Source organism: Sphingomonas sp. Leaf34 (assembly GCF_001421805.1).
GTDB lineage: Bacteria > Pseudomonadota > Alphaproteobacteria > Sphingomonadales > Sphingomonadaceae > Sphingomonas.
The window spans coordinates 639076-657241 of the sequence record NZ_LMLC01000003.1 but is presented as its reverse complement, the minus strand read 5'-3'; the positions used below and the strand labels follow the sequence as shown (position 1 = coordinate 657241).

Sequence of the window (18166 nt, the reverse complement as noted above, 5' to 3'; positions counted from 1 at the left end):
GCGGGTGCCGGAGCTGGGGCGGGTGCCGGAGCTGGGGCGGGTGCCGGAGCTGGTGCGGGTGCCGGAGCTGGTGCGGGTGCCGGAGCTGGTGCGGGTGCCGGAGCTGGAGCGGGCGCCGGAGCTGGAGCCGGAGCGGGCGCTGGAGCTGGAGCTGGAGCAGGCGCCGCAGCCGTAATCGTCCCTGTCGTCCGGAACCCGGCGACGCAGCACGAACTCGCCAGCGCGTACTGATCCGCGTTGGCGCCGGTCAGAGTGTAGCCGCTGAAGCTGACGCCGATCCCGGTGCCTTCGCCGGTGCTATCGAATGTCGCGGTCGCATTCGGACCTGCGACCAGCGATACGCCGGTCGGCGTGCCAGAGGTACCGTTGGTGTTGAAGCCGCTCAGCACCACCGCATTGGTGCCATCGGCGACCTTCTGTGCGGTCGGGAAGAGCAGCATGCGCTGGGTGATCGCCGCGCCTTCGGTCAGTACGAACTCGGTCGAGAAGTCGGTCGGCGTGGTGTAAGAAACCGGGTTGTAGTTGATCGATACCGGCGCCGCTGTGACCGTGGTCGGCGGGGACAATGCGGAGAATACGATCGTGCCGCCGTTGACGCCCGGCCCGGTGCCGTCCGAACCTGCGATCAGCGTGAGCCCGACCGGCAGGCCGAGGCTCTGCGCGGGGATCGTCGTGCCGCGGGTCAGCGTGACGGCGGCGTCGATCATCACGTCATGGCCCGCACACAACGCGATGTTGCCGTCGGTCGTCGTGATCGCATGAAACACCTGCACGTTGCGCCCGGCATTCAGCAGGATGCTGCCGTTGGTGGTGGTCAGCGCCGCATTGACGTTCACGTCGCGGCCGCAGCACGCGACGATGTTGCCATTGGTCGCGGTGATCGGCGCATTGATATTGGCGTCGCGGAACGCGTTCATCGTCAGCGTCGTCGGTACGCCCGACGCGGTCCACGCCACCGCATCGTTGACGAAGATGTCGCCATTGCCGGTGGTCGTATCGCCCGCCGCGGGGATCGTGCTGATGGTGATGCTGGTCGTCACCAGCTGTGCCGACAGCGTCGCGCCCGAGATATTGCCGCCCGCGCCGATCACGTAATCCTGTGGATCGATCAGCCACATGCCAGTCGCGCCGGCCCGTGCGAAGGTCGAGACCTTAGCGGTGTCGGCAACGTTGACGGTGGCCGCCGACGTTTCGATAAAACCGCCATTGCCACCGACCGGAGCGCTCGCGTCGAGCGTGCCGGCGAGACTGACGGTGCCGGTCTTCATGTCGCCGAGCAGCAGGATCGTGCCGCCACGGTTCTGCAACGTGCGCGCCTCGACGATGCCGGTGTTGTTGACCGCGGTATGGAGCAGATCGCCCGCGCCCTGCGCGGTCATCACGACCTTGCCGCCGTCGGCGCGGATCAGCCCGCCGTTGCGGACCATCGCACCGACCGCACCCTTGTCGACCGCGACGTTGAGCAGCCCGTCACCCGCCACGTCGAGCGTGATCGCCTCGCCCCCCGCCAGCACGACGGTGCCGAAATTGGCCTTGATCGTGCCGCTGTTGCCGACGTTCGCGCCAAGCAGCGCGACATAGCCGTTCTTCGCAGTGATCCGGCCGCTGTTCTGCACTGATGCGTTGCTGGTGCCGGCAAAGGTATTTTTGCCCGCGAGGAAATCGGCATCGGAGATGTTCAGCGTCGAGGCGACCAGACCGCCGACGTTCACGTTCGCGGTCTGGCCGAACAGGATGCCGTTCGCGTTGACCAGAAACACCTTCCCGTTCGCGGACAGGTTGCCGAGAATGACGGACGGGTCCGCGCCGAGCACGCGGTTCAGCGCGACCGAGCTGCTGGTCGGCTGGTCGAAGACGACGCTATTGCCCTTGCCGATCGAGAAAGACTGCCAATTGATCGCCGCACGGTCACTGGTCTGCGTCACGGTCAGCGACTTGCTGCCGGCTGCAATGCTTGCCTGGCCCGCGACAACCTCGCCACCGGTTGGCAGCGTTTGCGCCTCGACCGGGCGCGCTGCCATCGTGCCGGCAAGGCTGAAGCCGATCAGCCACGCGAATCGCGCCAGCCCGGTCGTCCCGAACAGGCCCCCGCGCCGTGTGCGAGTGACCGCAGGGGCGGAGCGCCTGATATTTCTGATGGATGCGGGGATGGGGGTCATATGCGGTATCCTTGTGGCGGCGGATGGCCGCAAAATTGGGGAGGTGCTTGCGCAGTCAGAAGGTCTTCGAAAGCTGGAACCAGGCGCGACCCGACTTGTCGGGGGCGGACGTCGCATCCTCGTTGCCGAGCTTGCGCGCATAGGTCGCCTTGGCGGCGATCCCATATGGTCCAGCCCAGCTCAGGCCGGCGCCATAGGCGCTGCGCTTCGCGTGGTTCGATCCGTCGAAATACGGGTGCTTGACGAAATCGACCTCGCCGACGTCGACGAAGCTGAACAGCTGGAGCGCGCCGGGGACGACCTGCGGTAATGCCAGGCGCGCCTCGGCGGTGGCCACATAGCCCTGGTCGCCATACGCCTCGCCCTCGGGATAGGCGCGCACCGCATAGGCGCCGCCAAGCTCCATCCGCTCGGAAATGTCGAGGTTGCTGAATGCGATCTGGCCGCGCGCCGACGCGAACAGCGACAGCGGTCCGGCGATCGTCTGCAACCGCGCGAAGCTGAACTGCAGCTTCCCATAGCGGCCGTTGGTGCGCGCCGTGAGTGCGTCGATCGAACGCTCATACGCGCCGCGAATGTCGAGATTGCCGACCGAATAGCTGAGCGAATACGCGCTCCACCCCCCGCCGAGCAGCGTGTCGTGTTCGTCGCCGCTGAGTCCGGCGGTAATCACCTGCGCGCGGCGATACGTCGTGACATCGACGATGCCAATTCTGTCCTCGAACCATTTCGCGTCGCCGCCGATGGTCAGATAAAGATTGTTGTTGCGCGACCGGATCAGGGGATAACTGGCATAGACGCTCGCGACGTCGGCATTGCCGCTGCCATCGAGGCTGTCGAATTCCTTGCCGAGCGAATAGTCGAGATGTGCAAAGGCGACGCCCAGCGTGACCTGGCCGATCGGCGCCTGGTATGATGCGCGGCCATAGGCGAGCCCGGAGAACGACGTAAGTGCGCGCAGGCTCAGCACGTCGCCCGAGCCGGTCGGGTTGTTCCAGTTGACCGACCCGCCAACGCGGTAGGCGCCTGTGTAGCGATTGCCGGCATTGTCGGCCTCGACGCTGCCGGTGATGCTCTGGCCGGGGGTGATGTCGACGAGCAGGTCAGACGTTCCTACCGCGGTGCCGGGGCTAAGCGTCGACTTCACGCGTACGCCCGGCAGGTCCGACAGCATCAGCAGGCGACGTTCGAGCGGCGCAACCGCAACTGGATCGCCGACGTCGAGCCCGGCAAGGATACCGTTGGCCACGCCGTCCGACAGCCGCGACTCATTCTTGACGCCGATCGCGCCAAAGCGCCCCTCGATCACCGCGATGTTGACCGCGCCGCTCTGGACATCCTGTTCCGGAAGATAGGCGTTCGCGACGAAATAGCCGCGGCTAGTGTAATAAGCGGTGATCTTCGCCGCGAGCATCTTCAGGTCTGACAGATCGAGCTCGCTGTTCGGCACGAACTCCGTGGCGGCGATCAGGTCGGCCTCGGGAAACAGCGTCGCACCGGTCACGCTTAGCGACCGGACGAGCGTCTTGGGGCCACCGGACGCGGCGACGACAACGGGTGTCTTGCGCTCGAACCCGAAATTCGGGTCAGGGGTCACGTCCAGCGGGGTCGGCGGGATCTGCTGGAGCTGTCCACCCGCGCCGACGGGAACCTGCGCTAGCGCCGATTGCGGCAAAACCAGCAGGGCAGCCGGGCTCACGGCCGCAAGCGCGGCCACCCATAGGGTCGACTTATACATGAACACCTCGAAAGTCGCCGCGGATGGAAGGCACGAATCTCCCATCCGCGACAGCGGGAGCCGTTAGGATGGGAATGTCGAGGAAGCCCGAAGTACGGGCGAAACCTTAGTCGTTCGCAGTGGGCGATCTCTGCCGCGTTCCACTGCAGTCGGAAAGCCGACGTGACGTCTTAACAGGCGCAGAGCGTGGGCCGGTCGCGAGGATCGCGGTGTTTGGCCTGCTCCGAATTTCTCTTAACATATGTAAGTCTTGACCGTTTAACGCAAGATAAAATCGACCGTAACGCTGTCAAAAAGTTACAATAAGCGCAAAAATAAAGTGTTTTGCCGGCGGGGCGACACGTGAAGTATTTCGGGAGCGGAGTCCTTGGTTAATCCTGTCGCAAGACAATTGGCGCGATCTGGCCTGGATTCCACATGATTCGTAGCGATTTTAGGTAGGCTGGGTTGCGCGTGCTGGTGTATCGACCTGTCGACCGAAATGCAGGTAATCGACTGAAAAGTCGGCGATATCCTGTAGACCTTCCCAGTTTGAAAACCGGACGTAACGCCAGCTTCGTTCGATCAGCCCTGCTGTATGCAGCGTCTTCAGCATACGATTGACGTGTACGGCCGTTAATCCGGTCGCCTGGCCGATCTGTTCCTGCGACATCGGCAATTCATAGCCGGCGCTGGTGACGCGTTCCCAGGCATCGCTACGGACCGCGAATTCGCACAGAAAATGCGACACGCGCCGTAAGCCGTCCCTGCCGCCGATATTGACCAGCCACTCGCGCGCGATCGCGTTGTTGATCGCCTGTCGGATCCCCAAAGCTTGCGCAATCGCGGGCCGACGCAGCGCGAGTTGCTGGACGGCAACCAATGGTATGATCGCCACCTCGATTTCAGTCAGTGCGCGCGTATCATGGTCGGCGGTCCGCAAGAACAGATGCTCGATGCCAACGGCATCGCCTGGAATCCCCAACGATACGATCTGCGACTTGCCTTGGCCGTCATCCCGCTGTCCGTAGCAATAGCCCTCAAGCACGATCGATATCGAATCCGATATATCGCCTTGTCGCACGATATATCCTGCTGGCTTGAACGTCTTTCGGGTCAGCGGCAGTCTAAACGCGTCATGGCGATCCTCCTCATCAAGCGTTGACTTGAGTGCCATGATGTCAAAGAAGCGTGCAAGTTTTGTATTAATGACAAAGGTTTCGCTAGGATAGAGGGGCGGCATTCCGGCAAATCTGCAAACGAGTCGTGATAGCGGTATCGCCTCTATATCATAAGTAGGGCAGATTAAGATCAAATTTCGTTACTAGGCGCATGTGAGATTGTAATATTATGCTAGGGGCGCAAGTCATTGTTACATTTGGCTTCCGTATGCGTAAATGCAGATTAGGCGATTTTACGTTACGTTTCGTGGACGTCCGGGTAGCTGTATAGCGAGGGAGCAGCGTCGAAATCACCGCGGGCAAAGATCGCCGTGTCCCCGGGCACGACCTCTAGTTTCGCCCACCGGTCCCAACCGATATGGATGAAGTCGGGCGGCCCAAAGACGCGCACCGCAGCGGAGTATTCATCTCCGCGGAAGCCGACAAAATGGAGTGCCGGCGCTCGCGTCGTCGCGCCGTGGTCAGGCTGACGCCCACGCCTACGTGCTGTCGCGACGCAAGTGGTTGCGGCGCACGCCACCATGTCCGAGTCGTCCGTCGTCATGTCAGACGCCAATCGATTCTCCTCCGCCAGCAGGAGCGCACAGGCATAGCCTGGCAAAGGGAGCGGCAAAAGGCGACGCGTCCAAGCCGAATGCGCCTCGTGTAGCCTTCACGCTACCCCTGATCTTGAGCAGGCGGTTACCGGACCGGCTTACCCCGTCCGAGCCTGGCGCCCATCGATGACCAGCACGCCGGCGCCGGGCTGCGCGGGGATCGTCACGATGGCATTCGCCATGGTAGCATCCCGCACGCTCTCGACCCGCTTGCCCCTCATCATTGCCGCACCGGCGCCGGTCCAGTTGTGGACGGTCACCGCGATCGTCTTCCACCAGGGCTTGAAGCCGCCCTCGGGCTTGGCGAAGTCGATCGACAGGCCGGTCGGCGTGATCGTGCAGCGCACCGTCTGGCGGAAATAGCCGCGGCGCGTGTACGCAAGGCTTCGGCCATCGTCCTCGTACAGCGTCCCCGTGCAGTCCGCGCCGGGATAGACGTCGAGGCGAAGCGGACCGTTCGGGGTCTCGCTCGTGCTCTGGACCAGCGGCTGGCGGGGCAGGATCGTGCCCGCGCGGACGAACACCGGCAGGTGATCGAGCCGCGGCGTTTCGGTCACGCGGTCCCCCAGCGTCCGCACGGTGGGTACCGCCTGCGTCGCCGACTGGATCGGCCCGGCGGCGGCGGGTTCGGGCGTGCCGACGCGCTGGCCGGTCCAGTAATCGTACCATCCCCCCGCGGGCAGGCAGACGTCATAGGTCTGCGGCGATTCGGGCTTGGGCGGCGGCGCGATCAGCAACGACTTGCCCAGCGTGAACGCCATCGACTGGTCGCACGACGCGCTTGCGGCTGCCGGATAGTCGTAGAAGACCGGGCGCATGATCGGATCGCCCAACCGCGCATTCTGGTCGGCCAGCGCGTAGAAATACGGCATCAGCCGATACCGCTCCTCGATGAAGCGGCGGCGGATCGCGAGATGGTCGGGGCCGTCGACCCAGGGCTCGACGCGCGGTGTGCCCGTCGCCGAATGGTTGCGGAACACCGGCGTGAACGCGCCGATCTCGGTCCAGCGCGTGAGCAGGTCGGGGCTCGGGCCCCCTGCGAACCCGCTGACGTCGGCGGCGCTGTAGCCGAAGCCCGACAGGCCGAGGTTGATGATCTGCTGCACCGACAGCTTCAGATGATCCCAGGTCGCGCTGTTGTCGCCGGTCCAGGTCACCGCATAACGCTGCCCGCCGGCATAGCTCGCGCGCGTCATCACGAACGGGCGCTCGTCGGGGCGCAGCTTGAGCAGCCCGTCATAGGTCGCGCGCGTGTTGAGCATGCCGTAGACGTTGTGCGCCTCGCGGTGGTCGGTGATCCGGCCTGCGAAATCGTCGCTGTCGATGTGGTGGCGCGTGTCGAGCGGCATCGTCTTGGTCGGCGTCTCGAAGATCGCCGGCTCGTTCATGTCGTTCCAGAAGCCGGCGATCCCTGCGTCGAGGAACCCCTTATACTGCTCGCCCCACCAGGTGCGCGCGGCAGTCTTGGTGAAGTCGGGGAATACCGACGGGCCGGGCCAGACCGGCGCGACATAGGGGGTACCGTCCGCGTTCTTGATGAACGCGTCGGCCTTCATGCCGCTCTGGTACGGCGCATAGCCCTGCTCGACCGCGGCGATGTGCAGATCGGTGATCGCGACCAACCTGATCCCGTCCGCCTTCATCTCGGTGGCGAGACCGGGCAGGTCGGGGAAGGTCTTGGCGTCGGTCGTGAACGGGCGGTTGCGATCCTGATAGCCGATGTCGAGCCAGATCACGTCGGTCGGCACGCGGTCGCTGCGCAGGCGGGCGGCGATCTGGCGGACCTCGTCGGCGCTGCCATAGCTGTAGCGCGACTGCTGATAGCCGAGCGCCCATTTCGGCGCGAGCGGCGCGTGGCCGGTCAGGTCGGCATAACGCCTAGTAACCTCGGCCATCGAGGGGCCGGCGATGAAGTAATAGTCGATCGGGCCGTCGGGGCCGCCGAACGAGAGCGTCTCGGCGTCGCGGTGGCCGAAATCGAACCAGGTGCGATAGGTGTTGTCGAGCAGGATGCCGTAGCTGCCGCCGGCTCCCCCCGTGCCGATGAAGAACGGGATCGACTTGTAGATCGGATCGTCCGCGCTGCTGAACCCGAACGCGTCGGTGTTCCAGTCGACAAAGCCGTGGCCGCGGCGGTCGAGCCCCTGGGTCTTGTCGCCAAGGCCGTAGAAATGCTCGGCGATCGGCAGCGTCTTGGCGATCGTGAACGCCTTGCCGTCGGTGGCGACGGGGGCGGCGTCGGCGGAGATGATCTTGCCGTCGAGCGTCTCGAACGTGATCGCGCCGCCCGCACCGATGCGGACGCGGACGCTGGCGGTCGTGAAGCCGTCGGGGGCCGCGGTCACCTTGGTCGCCTGCTTGCGGGTCGCAGCGGTCACCGCCCAGCTCGCATCCTCGGCGAACGCGCCGTTCTTGGCGACGCGGACGCGGACGAGCCCGTCGGTCATCGCGGTGATCCGCATGGTCATCGCGCCGGCACGAACCTCGACGCCGTCAGTGCGCGGGGTGAGCGTGGGGGCGGCGAGCGTGGTCGTCTGCGCCTGGACGGGGACGCTGCACAGGCCGGCGGTGGCGGCGAGCAGGAGGGCGATATGTTTCATGCAAAATCCTTGAGGTCCGCGGGGCGGAGACGAGAGGCGTGCAACCCGAAATTCATCGCGCATCGGGTCAGGAAATCGTCGATCCGGGGCATGGCGACCGGGTCGATATCCGCACCGGGCGGGATCAGCCGCGCAGGCTCGGGGAAGGTGCCGTAGCCCGCGAACAGGCAGTGCCAGCTGATCGCGGAATAATAGCGGGCAAGCCCGGCGCGATCGATCGCCGCGACCATGTCGGCGCCGGTGAACCAGGCGGACATCAGCATCTTCAGCTCGTCTGACAGCGCTTCGATGCCGCGCGCTTGCGCCCAATAACCGGTCGGATCGTCGTGGCGCTGATTGAGCCGGTAATGCGCGACGATGTAATCGCGGACCCCGTCATAGCGTGCGGCGATCCGCGTGTTGAACGCGCTGCGCACCGCATCGGTCGCGCCGCCCCCGTCCACTCCGTCGAGCAACGCCTCGACGGTGGCGATCACCAGATGCAGCGCGGTCGCTTCGAGCGGTTCGAGGAAGCCCTGCGCCAGCCCGACCGCGAGCGCGTTGTGCGACCAGCTGTCGCGCACGCGACCGACGCGCATCTTCAGGTGGCGGGCTTCGCCGGCCTCGGCGCCGACATGCGCGCGCAGCTCGGCCTCGGCCTGTGCTTCGGTCAGGTGGCGGCTGGAATAGACATAGCCGTTGCCGTTTCGACTGGTCAGCGGGATGTGCCACGCCCAGCCCGCCGACAGCGCGGTCGCGCGGGTCTGGCTGGGGATCGGCGCGCCTGGGGCATGCGCGGTCGGCATCACCACCGCACGGTCGTTGAAGAGCGTGTCGGCATAGCTGACGAACGGCACGTCGAGCGCCGCGAAGATCGTGCTGCGAAACCCGCTCGCGTCGACGAAGAAATCTCCGGCGATCCGCACGCCATCGGTATCGATCAGCGCAGTGATCTGGCCGGTCGGGGTGCGCTCGACGCTGGCGATCCGGCGCTGGAGATGGGCGACGCCGAGTGTCCCGGTGGCATGTGCGGCGAGGAACGCGCCGACCTTGTACGCGTCGAAATGATAGCCGTAGCTTACCTCGAACGGGAAGCTCTCGGCGGGCTGCGGCGCGCAGTGCGCGGCGGCGAGGCGGGCGGGGAGCAGGAACCGGTCGGGATGCGCCTCGACATCGCGGCCCGTCCGGAGCGCGCGCGTGTTGTAGAAGAATTGCGGGGCGGTGTGGCCGTCGAGCGCGGTCGGGAAGGGGTGGAAATAACGGTCGTACCCGGCGCGGTCCGACCAGCCCTCGAACCCGATCCCGAGCTTGTAGGTGGCGTCGCACGCGGGCATCCACGCGTTCTCGGCGATGCCCAGCGTGTCGAAGAAGTGCTTCAGCTGCGGCGTCGATCCTTCGCCGACGCCGACGATGCCGATCTCCGGGCTCTCCACCAGCGTCACTCGCATGCCGCGTGCACGCCAGCGATGCGCGATCAGGCACGCGGTCATCCACCCGGCGGTGCCGCCGCCGAGGATGACGATGTGCTGGCCGAGCCCGTCGATCACCGCCGCAGCACCAGCCCCGACAGCGCCGGCAGGCTCGTCGTGTCGGCGCCCTCGGTGGCGAACAGCCTCTCGCCATAGGTCGCGATCCCGGTCGGCCAGTCGCGCGGTTGCTCGCCCAGATTGAACGCGCACAGCATAGTCTCGTCGTCGCACACGCGCTCGAACGCGATCACCGCGTCGTCGCTGTGCACGATCCGCAGGCCGCCCGTCCGAAGTGCCGGATGCGCTTTCCGCGCGGCGATCAGCATCCGGGTCCAGTGCAGCAGCGACGTCGCGTCGGCCTCCTGCACGTCGACTGCCATGGCCCGGTGATCCTCGCCGAACGGTAGCCAGGGCCGCGTGCTGCCGAACCCGAGATCCGCTGCCGCGCCGATCCACGGCATCGGCGTGCGCGCGCCGTCGCGCGACAGCGTCAGCGGCCAGTTGGCGATCGCCTCGGGATCGAGCAGGTCGGCAAACGCGATGTCGACCTGCGTGAGCCCCAGCTCCTCGCCCTGGTACAGGAAGATGTTGCCGCGCAGCGCGACCAGCAGCAGCATCTTCATCCGAGCGAACGCCTCGCGCCGGTCGGGCGTCGTCCAGCGCGAGATCGCGCGCGGCGCATCGTGGTTCTCGAACGCCCAGCTCGGCCAGCCCAGCCCCGGCGTATCGGGCCAGTTGCCGACCGCGTCGACGATCAGCTCGGGCGTCAGTCGGTCCGCGTAGAGGAAGTCGAATCCGTACGCGCTGTTCAGCCGCCCGTTGCCGCCGGTGAACAGCTTCATCTCGCGGTCGCTGTCGTCGCCGCCGACTTCGGCGACCGTGAACCCGGTGCCATGCGCGTCGAGCAGCGCGCGGATCCGCTCGATGAAGCCGACGATATCAGGATGGCTCTGGTTGTGCAGCTTCAGCTGGAAATCGAACGACCGCGTGCGCGCGCGGTTGGTCGCGGGCGCGGGCGGATTGTCGGTCAGTTCGGGGTCGTGCATCGCGAAGTTGATCGCATCGAGGCGGAAGCCGTCGACGCCGCGATCCAGCCAAAACTTGGCCGTGCCGATCAACGCGTCCTGCACCGCGGGATTGTGGCCGTTGAGCTGTGGCTGGTCCTTCAGGAAATTGTGCAGGTAATATTGCCCGCGCCGCGCATCCCACGTCCAGGCCGGGCCGCCGAACACCGACTGCCAGTTCGAGGGCGGGGTGCCGTCGGGCTTCGCATCCGCCCAGACATACCAATCCGCCTTGTCGCTGCTGCGCGACGCGCGGCTCTGGCGGAACCAGTCATGCTCCTCCGACGTGTGCGAATAGACCTGGTCGATGATGATCTTGAGGCCCAGCGCATGCGCGCGCGCGATCAGCGCGTCGAAATCGTCGAGCGTGCCGAAGATCGGATCGACGTCGCGGTAATCCGACACGTCATAGCCGAAATCCTTCATCGGCGAGGTGAAGAACGGCGACAGCCACACCGCATCGACGCCGAGCGCGGCGACATAGTCGAGATGCGCAGTGATGCCGTTCAGGTCGCCGATCCCGTCGCCGTTCGCATCGGCGAAACTGCGCGGATAGATCTGGTAGATCGTGGCGCCCTTCCACCAGGGCGTCGTCGGTGTCTCGGTAGCGGTCATCGGTCTCGATCGTAGAAGGGGGGCGTCAGCGACGGTCATGCCGCAAGGCTCGGCGCCGCGGCGCAATGCTGGGCGACGAACGCGGCATGATCCTGCATCTGGTTCGCCTCGCGCGCGTTCAGTTTGTCGATCGTGTCCATGAATTCGCCCAGGTCCGCGGTGGATATCGCGTCCGCCAGGGGGTGATGGCCGTCCGGCACGATGCCTTGCCCGGCCAGCACCTGCAGCCAGCCGACTTCGGTGAACAGCTCCTCATGCTCGCGCACGATGTGGCCGTTGCCGCGCCACAGTTCGATCTTGGCGGCCAGCGTATCGGGGACGGCCATGTCGCGGCATGCGCGCCAGAACGCCGTGTCGTCGCGTGCCGTCGCCTTGTAGTGGAGGATGATGAAGTCGCGGATGCGCTCGTATTCGAAGTCGCTCTGGCGGTTGAACTCGGCACGATCGACCTCGGCGATGACGCGGCCGGGCAACAGTTTTAACAGCCGCGCGACCGCCGACTGGATCAAGTGGATGCTGGTCGATTCGAGCGGCTCCATGAACCCTGCCGCCAGTCCCAGCGCGACGACATTGTGGTTCCACATCCGCTTGCGGCGACCGGTGCGGAACGTGATCGTGCGCGGATCGGCCATCGCCGACGTGTCGAGCCCGCGCAGCAGCGTCGCGGTCGCCTCATCCTCGCTCAAATGCGCGCTCGAATAGACGACGCCGTTGCCGGTCCGGTGCTGCAACGGGATCCGCCACTGCCAGCCGGCGCCATGCGCGGTCGAGCGCGTGTACGGTGTGAACTTTTCGCTGCGCGCAGACGGCACCGCGATCGCGCGATCGCAGGGCAGCCAGTGCGTCCAGTCCTCATACCCCGTGCCGAGTGCTTCCTCGATCAGCAGCCCGCGAAACCCGGTGCAGTCGATATACAGGTCAGCAGCGACGGTCGTGCCGTTCTCGAGCACCAGCCCGGACACATCGCCGCTCTCGCCGTCGCGCGTCACGCGGACGATCTTCCCCTCGATCCGGTTGACGCCGCGCGTCTCGGCATAGCGCCGCAGATAGCGCGCGTAGAGGCCCGCATCGAAATGATAAGCGTACGGCATCGACGGCAGCGTGCGGGCGGTGCGCGCAGGTCCACGCTGCATCCGTCCAGCCAGCGCGGCATGCGTGTTCAGCGAATAAGCACCAAGATCGCCGGCAAGCCCGAGCGACCGCGCGCGCAGCCAATATTGGTGGAACGGCAATAGCCCGACATCGCGCCCGACATCGCCGAACGCATGCATGTAGCGATGGCCCGGCTTGAACCAGTCGACGAACTCGATGCCGAGCTTGAACGTACCGCCGGTCGCACGGAGGAACGCACCCTCGTCGAGCCCGAGCGCATCGTTGAACAGGTGGATCTGCGGGATCGTCGCCTCGCCGACACCGACCGTGCCGATCGCATCGGACTCGATCAGGTCGATCTCGTATCCGGTCTCCAGAAACCGCGCGAACGTCGCCGCCGCCATCCAGCCGGCGGTACCGCCGCCGGCTATCACGATACGCAAAGGGTGATTGGCCATCGTCTGCGTCCCCGCCTCGAAACCGTCAGGTGCCGCCATTGCGGAGCAAGCGCGGGGCGGCATCAACCGCCCCGCTATCGGCATCAGAACTTGTAGGTGATGCCAACATAGTAATCGCGGCCATAGCGCTGGTAGTCGATCACCTGGCGCGGGTCGTCGTTCTGGTACGTAACAAACGGCCGGTCGGTCAGGTTCTTCGCCTGCGCGAGGATCGAGAAGCCCCTCAGCACGCCTTCCTGGAACTCATAGCCGATCTGCGCATCCAGAATGCCTTCCGACTTGGCGGTGCGATAGGTCGGCGTCGCCGACAGCCCCGCGACCTCCGCCAGGAACGACGAGCGGTAGCGATAGTTGGCGCGCGCCTGAAAGCCCCATTTCTCGAAATACACCGTGCCGCTGCCGGTCCACTTGGACAGGCCGGGCAGCGTGATCGGTTCGGGAGAATTGGCGAACTTGATCGTCGAGTCGGTATAGTTGCCGCTGACGAACATCCCGAACCCGTCGAGCGCGCTGGTGAGCTTCTTGAACGGCAACGACAGCGTCGCCTCGACGCCCAGCACTTCGCCACGACCGGTGTTGGCGGGTGCGCTGACGTTGCCGATGTTCTGGCCGGCCGCGAGCACCGTCGCGCGCTGCGCCGGGGTCAGCGCCCCCAGCAGCGACGTGAAGTCGAACGCATAGCTGTTGTTCGGATCGACGAAGTCGGTCAGTCGCTTGAAATAGCCCGACAGCGCGACATAGCCGCCGCCGTCGAAATATTTCTCGGTCGAGATGTCCATGTTGATCGACTTGTACGGGCGCAGCGCGACGTTGCCGCCGGTCGACGAGAAGACCGGGAACAGCCCCGCCGGCGTGCGACCGATGTTCGGCAGGTTGATGCTGACGTCCTGCGTCACGCGCTCCTGGTCGAGACGCGGACGAACCATCGTCTGCGACGCACCCAGCTTCACATAGCCGCCGTCGATCAGCTCGACCGACAGCGTACCCGAGGGGAGGATGTCGGTGTACTTCTCGGTCTGGTCGGCGGGCGCGATCGTGACCACGCTGTTCACGACGCTCGCGATCTGCCCGACGGAGCGCTGGTCGGACCGGATGACCTGCACGCCAAGCGCGCCCTTCAGCGCCTTGCCGCCCACTTCGCCGTCGATGTTGAGTTTCGCATAGCCGGTATAGACGTTCTCGATCACGCGGTTGTCGCGCACCAGTGCCGACGGACGATTGTCGAACGCCGGCGTCAGTGCGTTCGCGTACACCGCCAGCGGGTCATAGGTCAGCATCGCGGGGATGCCGAGATAGTCGAGCGCGATGTTCTTGCCGAGCAACGCGTCGGTCGGGACCGCCAGGCTGGTGGGCGTGCCGCTCGTCACGGTGCAGCCCGTGCCTGCGCCCTTGGGGCAGAGGAAGTAGGAGGTGTAAGCGCTGGTCTTCTCGCGACGGCTATAGTTGGCGCCGACCTCCCAGCCCTTGACGACGCTGCCCTCGAACTCGCCGTTCAGGCTGGCGCGGAGCGACTTGAGGTCGTCCTTGAAGCTCGGCTGGTTGAGGAAGCCCGCCTGGACGACCGCGGTCGTACCGTTGTTGCCCCAGCCTTGCGGGTCGGTCAGCTTGAAGGTGTTCGTGTTGGTGTAGTCGAGCGTCGGCACGATTTTGTAGGTGCCGTTGCCGTTCTGCGTGACCGTCACGCGATCGGCGGCGCCGCTCTTGGCGAAGCCGGTGCCGGTGTTGGTCTCGAGCAGGAAGTCGGTGCGCTTCGCCTTGCTCCAGCTAGCATCGACGTTGAGGTGGATGCTGTCGGTCAGCTTGAGGTCGTTGTTCCAGCCGAGCGAGAGGTTCTCCGCCTTGCGCTGGTTATAGTCGTTGCGCTGCACCGCGAAGACGTTGGTGAAGGTGGTCGCCGTCGCGAACCCGTCGGCAATCGTAAGGCCGCTCTGCGTCGGATCGGAAAAGCCGAGCGGGAATTCGATGCCGCGCAGCCGCTGCGTTTCCTCGAAATGCGAATAGAGCGCGTCGAAGGTCGAGTGGAAATTGTCCGACGGCGCCCATTCGACCGTGCCGACCGCGCCGTAGCGCTTGAGCTCGTTCGACTGCACATAGGGCTTGGCGCCGCCCAGCACATAGGGGGAGGCGGCGGTGCCGCTGCCGGCATAGCCCCAGGCATTGTAGCGCTCGTCCTGCGACGGGGTCTGCGTGGCGGACACGCCGATCGCGACGCCCAGCGTGTTGTCGAGGAACTTGTCGACATAGGTCGCCGACGCGCGATAGCCGTACCGCGACGAATCCGGGTTCAGATTGTCGATGCCGTTCATCTGCCCGCGCGCATTGATCGCGAACACCCGGTTCGACTGATCCAGCGGGCGCAGCATGCGCAGGTCGACCGTGCCCGAGATGCCCGCCGCGATCAGCGACGCGTCGGCGGACTTGTAGACATTGACGTTGCGGAAGAATTCCGACGGGTACTGGTCATATTCGACGCCGCGATTGTCGCCGACGGTGACCTGCTCGCGGCCGTTGAGCAGCGTGGTCGAGAAATCGGGGCCGAGGCCGCGGATCGACAGGCGCTGGTCGCGACCCTCGAGGCGCTGTGCGGTGACGCCGGGCAGACGGGCAAGCGAGTCGGCGATCGACACGTCGGGCAGCTTGCCGACGTCTTCGGCGGAGACCGAGTCGACAATCAGCACCGACTCGCGCTTGATCTTGGCGGAGGATGCGAGGCTGGCACGGATGCCGGTGACGACGATGTCACCGCTGCCCGACGCGTCGTCCTGTGGCGCTGCGGGTACCGCGTCGGCTGGTTGCGGGGTCGGATCGGCGACGGTGGTCACCGCCTCGACCTGTGCGGCGGCGGTTGGATTGGCGTTTGCGGTGCCGGGCGTCGTGGTCGACGGCGCGACCTGCGCGAACACGGCATGGCTCGGCAGGATCAGGGCGGCGGCGAGCGCGGTGGCGCTGGCGCACCGCGTGAGGCGGCTGCGCCGGGCGCAAGGCGAGGCGGTCTTCGCGCGGGCGCGGCTCGGTTCAAACTGGTTCATGACATCCCCTTCGGCGAGACAAATCCCGCGCATCCTCAACTATTTGCGTCAGTGTCCTCGACGTCGTGCAGGCGCGTCGATTGTCCTGGTGATGCTGTATCGATGACGGCGTCGCGACAAAAGGAGTCGGCATACGTATTCACGCGCCGCATGCTGCGGGCGCGACAGGGTGGCGCGATCAGTCGTCGGACAGGAACAGGTTCAACGTCAGACGACCGACGAGCGGATCGGCGCTGAGCGTCACCTGGGGCGGCAGGTCGGCGCAGTGCAGCGTGTTGCCGGCGTAGATCAGCGCGCGGTTGAACCGGGCGGGCTGTACCGCGATCCGTTCGTACAGGGCTGTATCGCCAGCGATATACGCAGCGTCGGGCAAACCATGCGTCTGGACTTCGCGATCGAGGTGCGCCTTGAACCGATCGAGCCTTGTCGCGTCGACACTCTCATAGCCAGTCACCCGCTGACGGTAGAACGCCGTACCGCCCTGTTCGCCGTGGCCGAGAAACAGAAGCATGGCGATCCGACGCGGCTCGACTCCATCGAAATGCGGCAGGCGCTGGATCGGCGCGAGTTCGGCGGGCGCGGTCGTGACCAGCGAATAATAGGCTTCGGATACTGCCGGCGCGGGGTCGAGCCCAAAATGCTCGGCGAGCAGCGGTGCGATCCGGCGCCGCATCGTCTCGGCGAGCCGCGGCGGGACCGGCGCGCGTACGCCCGGATAATGCGGACCGATCATCCCCATTTTCAGACTCGCGGCATCCTCTCGCAGGCCTTGGGGATCGGACCAGAAGTCGTCGATCGCGATCAGCGGGCGGCGTTCCTCGCCCTGAACGTGGATGGTGGCTGCCGAGTCGATCATCCCCGCGTCCATGCCGCGCGCTCGCCGATTAGGAAAGTCCTCGATCTCGCTCCAGCGTTGCGCGACGGCCGCGGCACCGGATTCGGGGAACGCACGCTTCACGTCGGCGACGCGGTCGTTGTCGTTGTCGACCGAGACGACGATCTCGCCCGACAGGGCTGCATCGTCGCGCGTTTCGGGGACGGGGCCTTGCCGGCGGCGTCCGACCCCGCAGTGTCGCTGCCCGCGCCGTTGGCGGCGTCTTCAGTCGAGATCAGGATCTGTGCGCGCTCAGTCACCTGTTCCCGGACGAGGCGTTCGACCGTCATCTCCGCATCGCGTTGGGTATCGAACTTGGCGGGGAGGGCGATCGACAGAGCTGGCTCCAGTTGCAGATGTCGTCACAGGATCAGGCTGGACACACGTCGGCGGTGTGTGAGGAACGGTGCCGCCGCTCCTGCGACGCCGCCGCAGCGAGATAGTCGAGAAAATTGATGAGTTCGGTACGCCGGCTGGCTTCGTCCGCGAACGCGCGATCGATCCCCAGCGCCCACAACAACGAGCGCCGGTCGGGATCGTCATGCAGCGCATCGAGCAGCGTTGCGATGCGCTCGACCGCCGTCTCGGTTTCGGCAAGCCCCGCCTTGACGATTTCCGCCGCCTGCCGCCGTAATGCTATGGCGATCTCGCCGGGGGCCAGTTCGGGATGATATTGGACGCCCCAGAACACCCCGCCGTCATGGCGGATCTCGGCGGCCTGGATCGCCGTGACCGCATTGCTCGCGAGCAGCGTCGCATCCGCCGGCAAAGACTCGACCTCGTCGCCGTGGATCGCGGGCGCGTCCCAACAGGCGGCGCGATTGGCCAGCAGCGGGTGGTCGCGCCCTGCGGCAGTCTTGGTAATACGGCGTGCGATCCCGGCCTCCATTCGCTCGGGCATCTTGCGCACGGTTCCTCCCGCCGCGGCGACCGCGAGCTGAAGTCCGGCGCAGGAGCCGAACGATGGCGTACCCGATGCGAACACGGTTTGCATGAAGGTGATCTGGCGGCGCACCTCCGGGGTGTCGTCATAGACGTGCAGGGGTGATCCGGTAACGAACACCGCGTCGAACCGGCGCAGCTCGTCCGCTTGAAAAATGTCCGCATCGTCGTCGGCAGGCGCGACGATCGTGATTGCCGCTTCCGGGCGGAGTTGCCGCAGGGTCGCGGCATAGGTCTCGCCCGAACTCTTGCCCGCATGCCGCCGCCGCGCCGCGCGCTCGTCGGCTGTCTCGCTTTCGGCCACCAGAAAATGCAGCAATACCGGTCCTTTGCGCAGCGTCGTCCCAGGCCCAACGCATGCGTGCGGATTATGCCCGCCAGGATTCGTATA

General features: G+C 65.8%; 10 protein-coding genes. All 10 read right to left on the bottom strand.

Annotated features, from left to right (window positions below; genetic code table 11):
- Window positions 1-2159: two-partner secretion domain-containing protein (locus ASF00_RS11505; protein ID WP_055878678.1), on the bottom strand; the 2159-nt coding region annotated here is incomplete at its 3' end.
- 55 nt (window positions 2160-2214) lie between these two features.
- Window positions 2215-3897, bottom strand: a complete 1683-nt coding sequence (locus ASF00_RS11500; RefSeq protein WP_055878939.1) for a ShlB/FhaC/HecB family hemolysin secretion/activation protein — start codon at window positions 3895-3897, stop codon at window positions 2215-2217.
- A gap of 433 nt (window positions 3898-4330) precedes the next feature.
- Window positions 4331-5119, bottom strand: coding sequence for a Crp/Fnr family transcriptional regulator (locus tag ASF00_RS11495; RefSeq protein ID WP_082463385.1), 789 nt, complete (start codon window positions 5117-5119; stop codon window positions 4331-4333).
- 632 nt (window positions 5120-5751) lie between these two features.
- A complete protein-coding gene (locus tag ASF00_RS11485; RefSeq protein ID WP_055878670.1) occupies window positions 5752-8253 on the bottom strand; it encodes a glycoside hydrolase family 31 protein in 2502 nt (833 codons plus the stop codon).
- Window positions 8250-9779 (bottom strand): tryptophan halogenase family protein, encoded by a 1530-nt coding sequence (locus tag ASF00_RS11480; protein WP_082463384.1) that lies wholly within the window; start codon window positions 9777-9779, stop codon window positions 8250-8252. Before ASF00_RS11480 ends, ASF00_RS11485 begins: the two co-directional genes overlap by 4 nt.
- Window positions 9776-11380, bottom strand: coding sequence for an alpha-amylase family glycosyl hydrolase (locus ASF00_RS11475; RefSeq protein ID WP_055878667.1), 1605 nt, complete (start codon window positions 11378-11380; stop codon window positions 9776-9778). The genes ASF00_RS11480 and ASF00_RS11475 overlap by 4 nt, the downstream gene beginning before the upstream one ends.
- 35 nt (window positions 11381-11415) lie before the next feature.
- Window positions 11416-12969 (bottom strand): tryptophan halogenase family protein, encoded by a 1554-nt coding sequence (locus ASF00_RS11470; protein WP_235525766.1) that lies wholly within the window; start codon window positions 12967-12969, stop codon window positions 11416-11418.
- A 44-nt stretch (window positions 12970-13013) separates the two neighbouring features.
- Window positions 13014-15959: a TonB-dependent receptor gene (locus tag ASF00_RS11465; protein WP_055878666.1), complete on the bottom strand. Its 2946-nt coding sequence runs from the start codon at window positions 15957-15959 to the stop codon at window positions 13014-13016.
- 178 nt (window positions 15960-16137) lie between these two features.
- Window positions 16138-16917 (bottom strand): DUF6445 family protein, encoded by a 780-nt coding sequence (locus ASF00_RS11460; RefSeq protein WP_235525762.1) that lies wholly within the window; start codon window positions 16915-16917, stop codon window positions 16138-16140.
- A gap of 286 nt (window positions 16918-17203) precedes the next feature.
- Window positions 17204-18094, bottom strand: a complete 891-nt coding sequence (locus ASF00_RS11450; RefSeq protein ID WP_082463383.1) for a type 1 glutamine amidotransferase — start codon at window positions 18092-18094, stop codon at window positions 17204-17206.
- Window positions 18095-18166 lie beyond the last annotated feature (72 nt).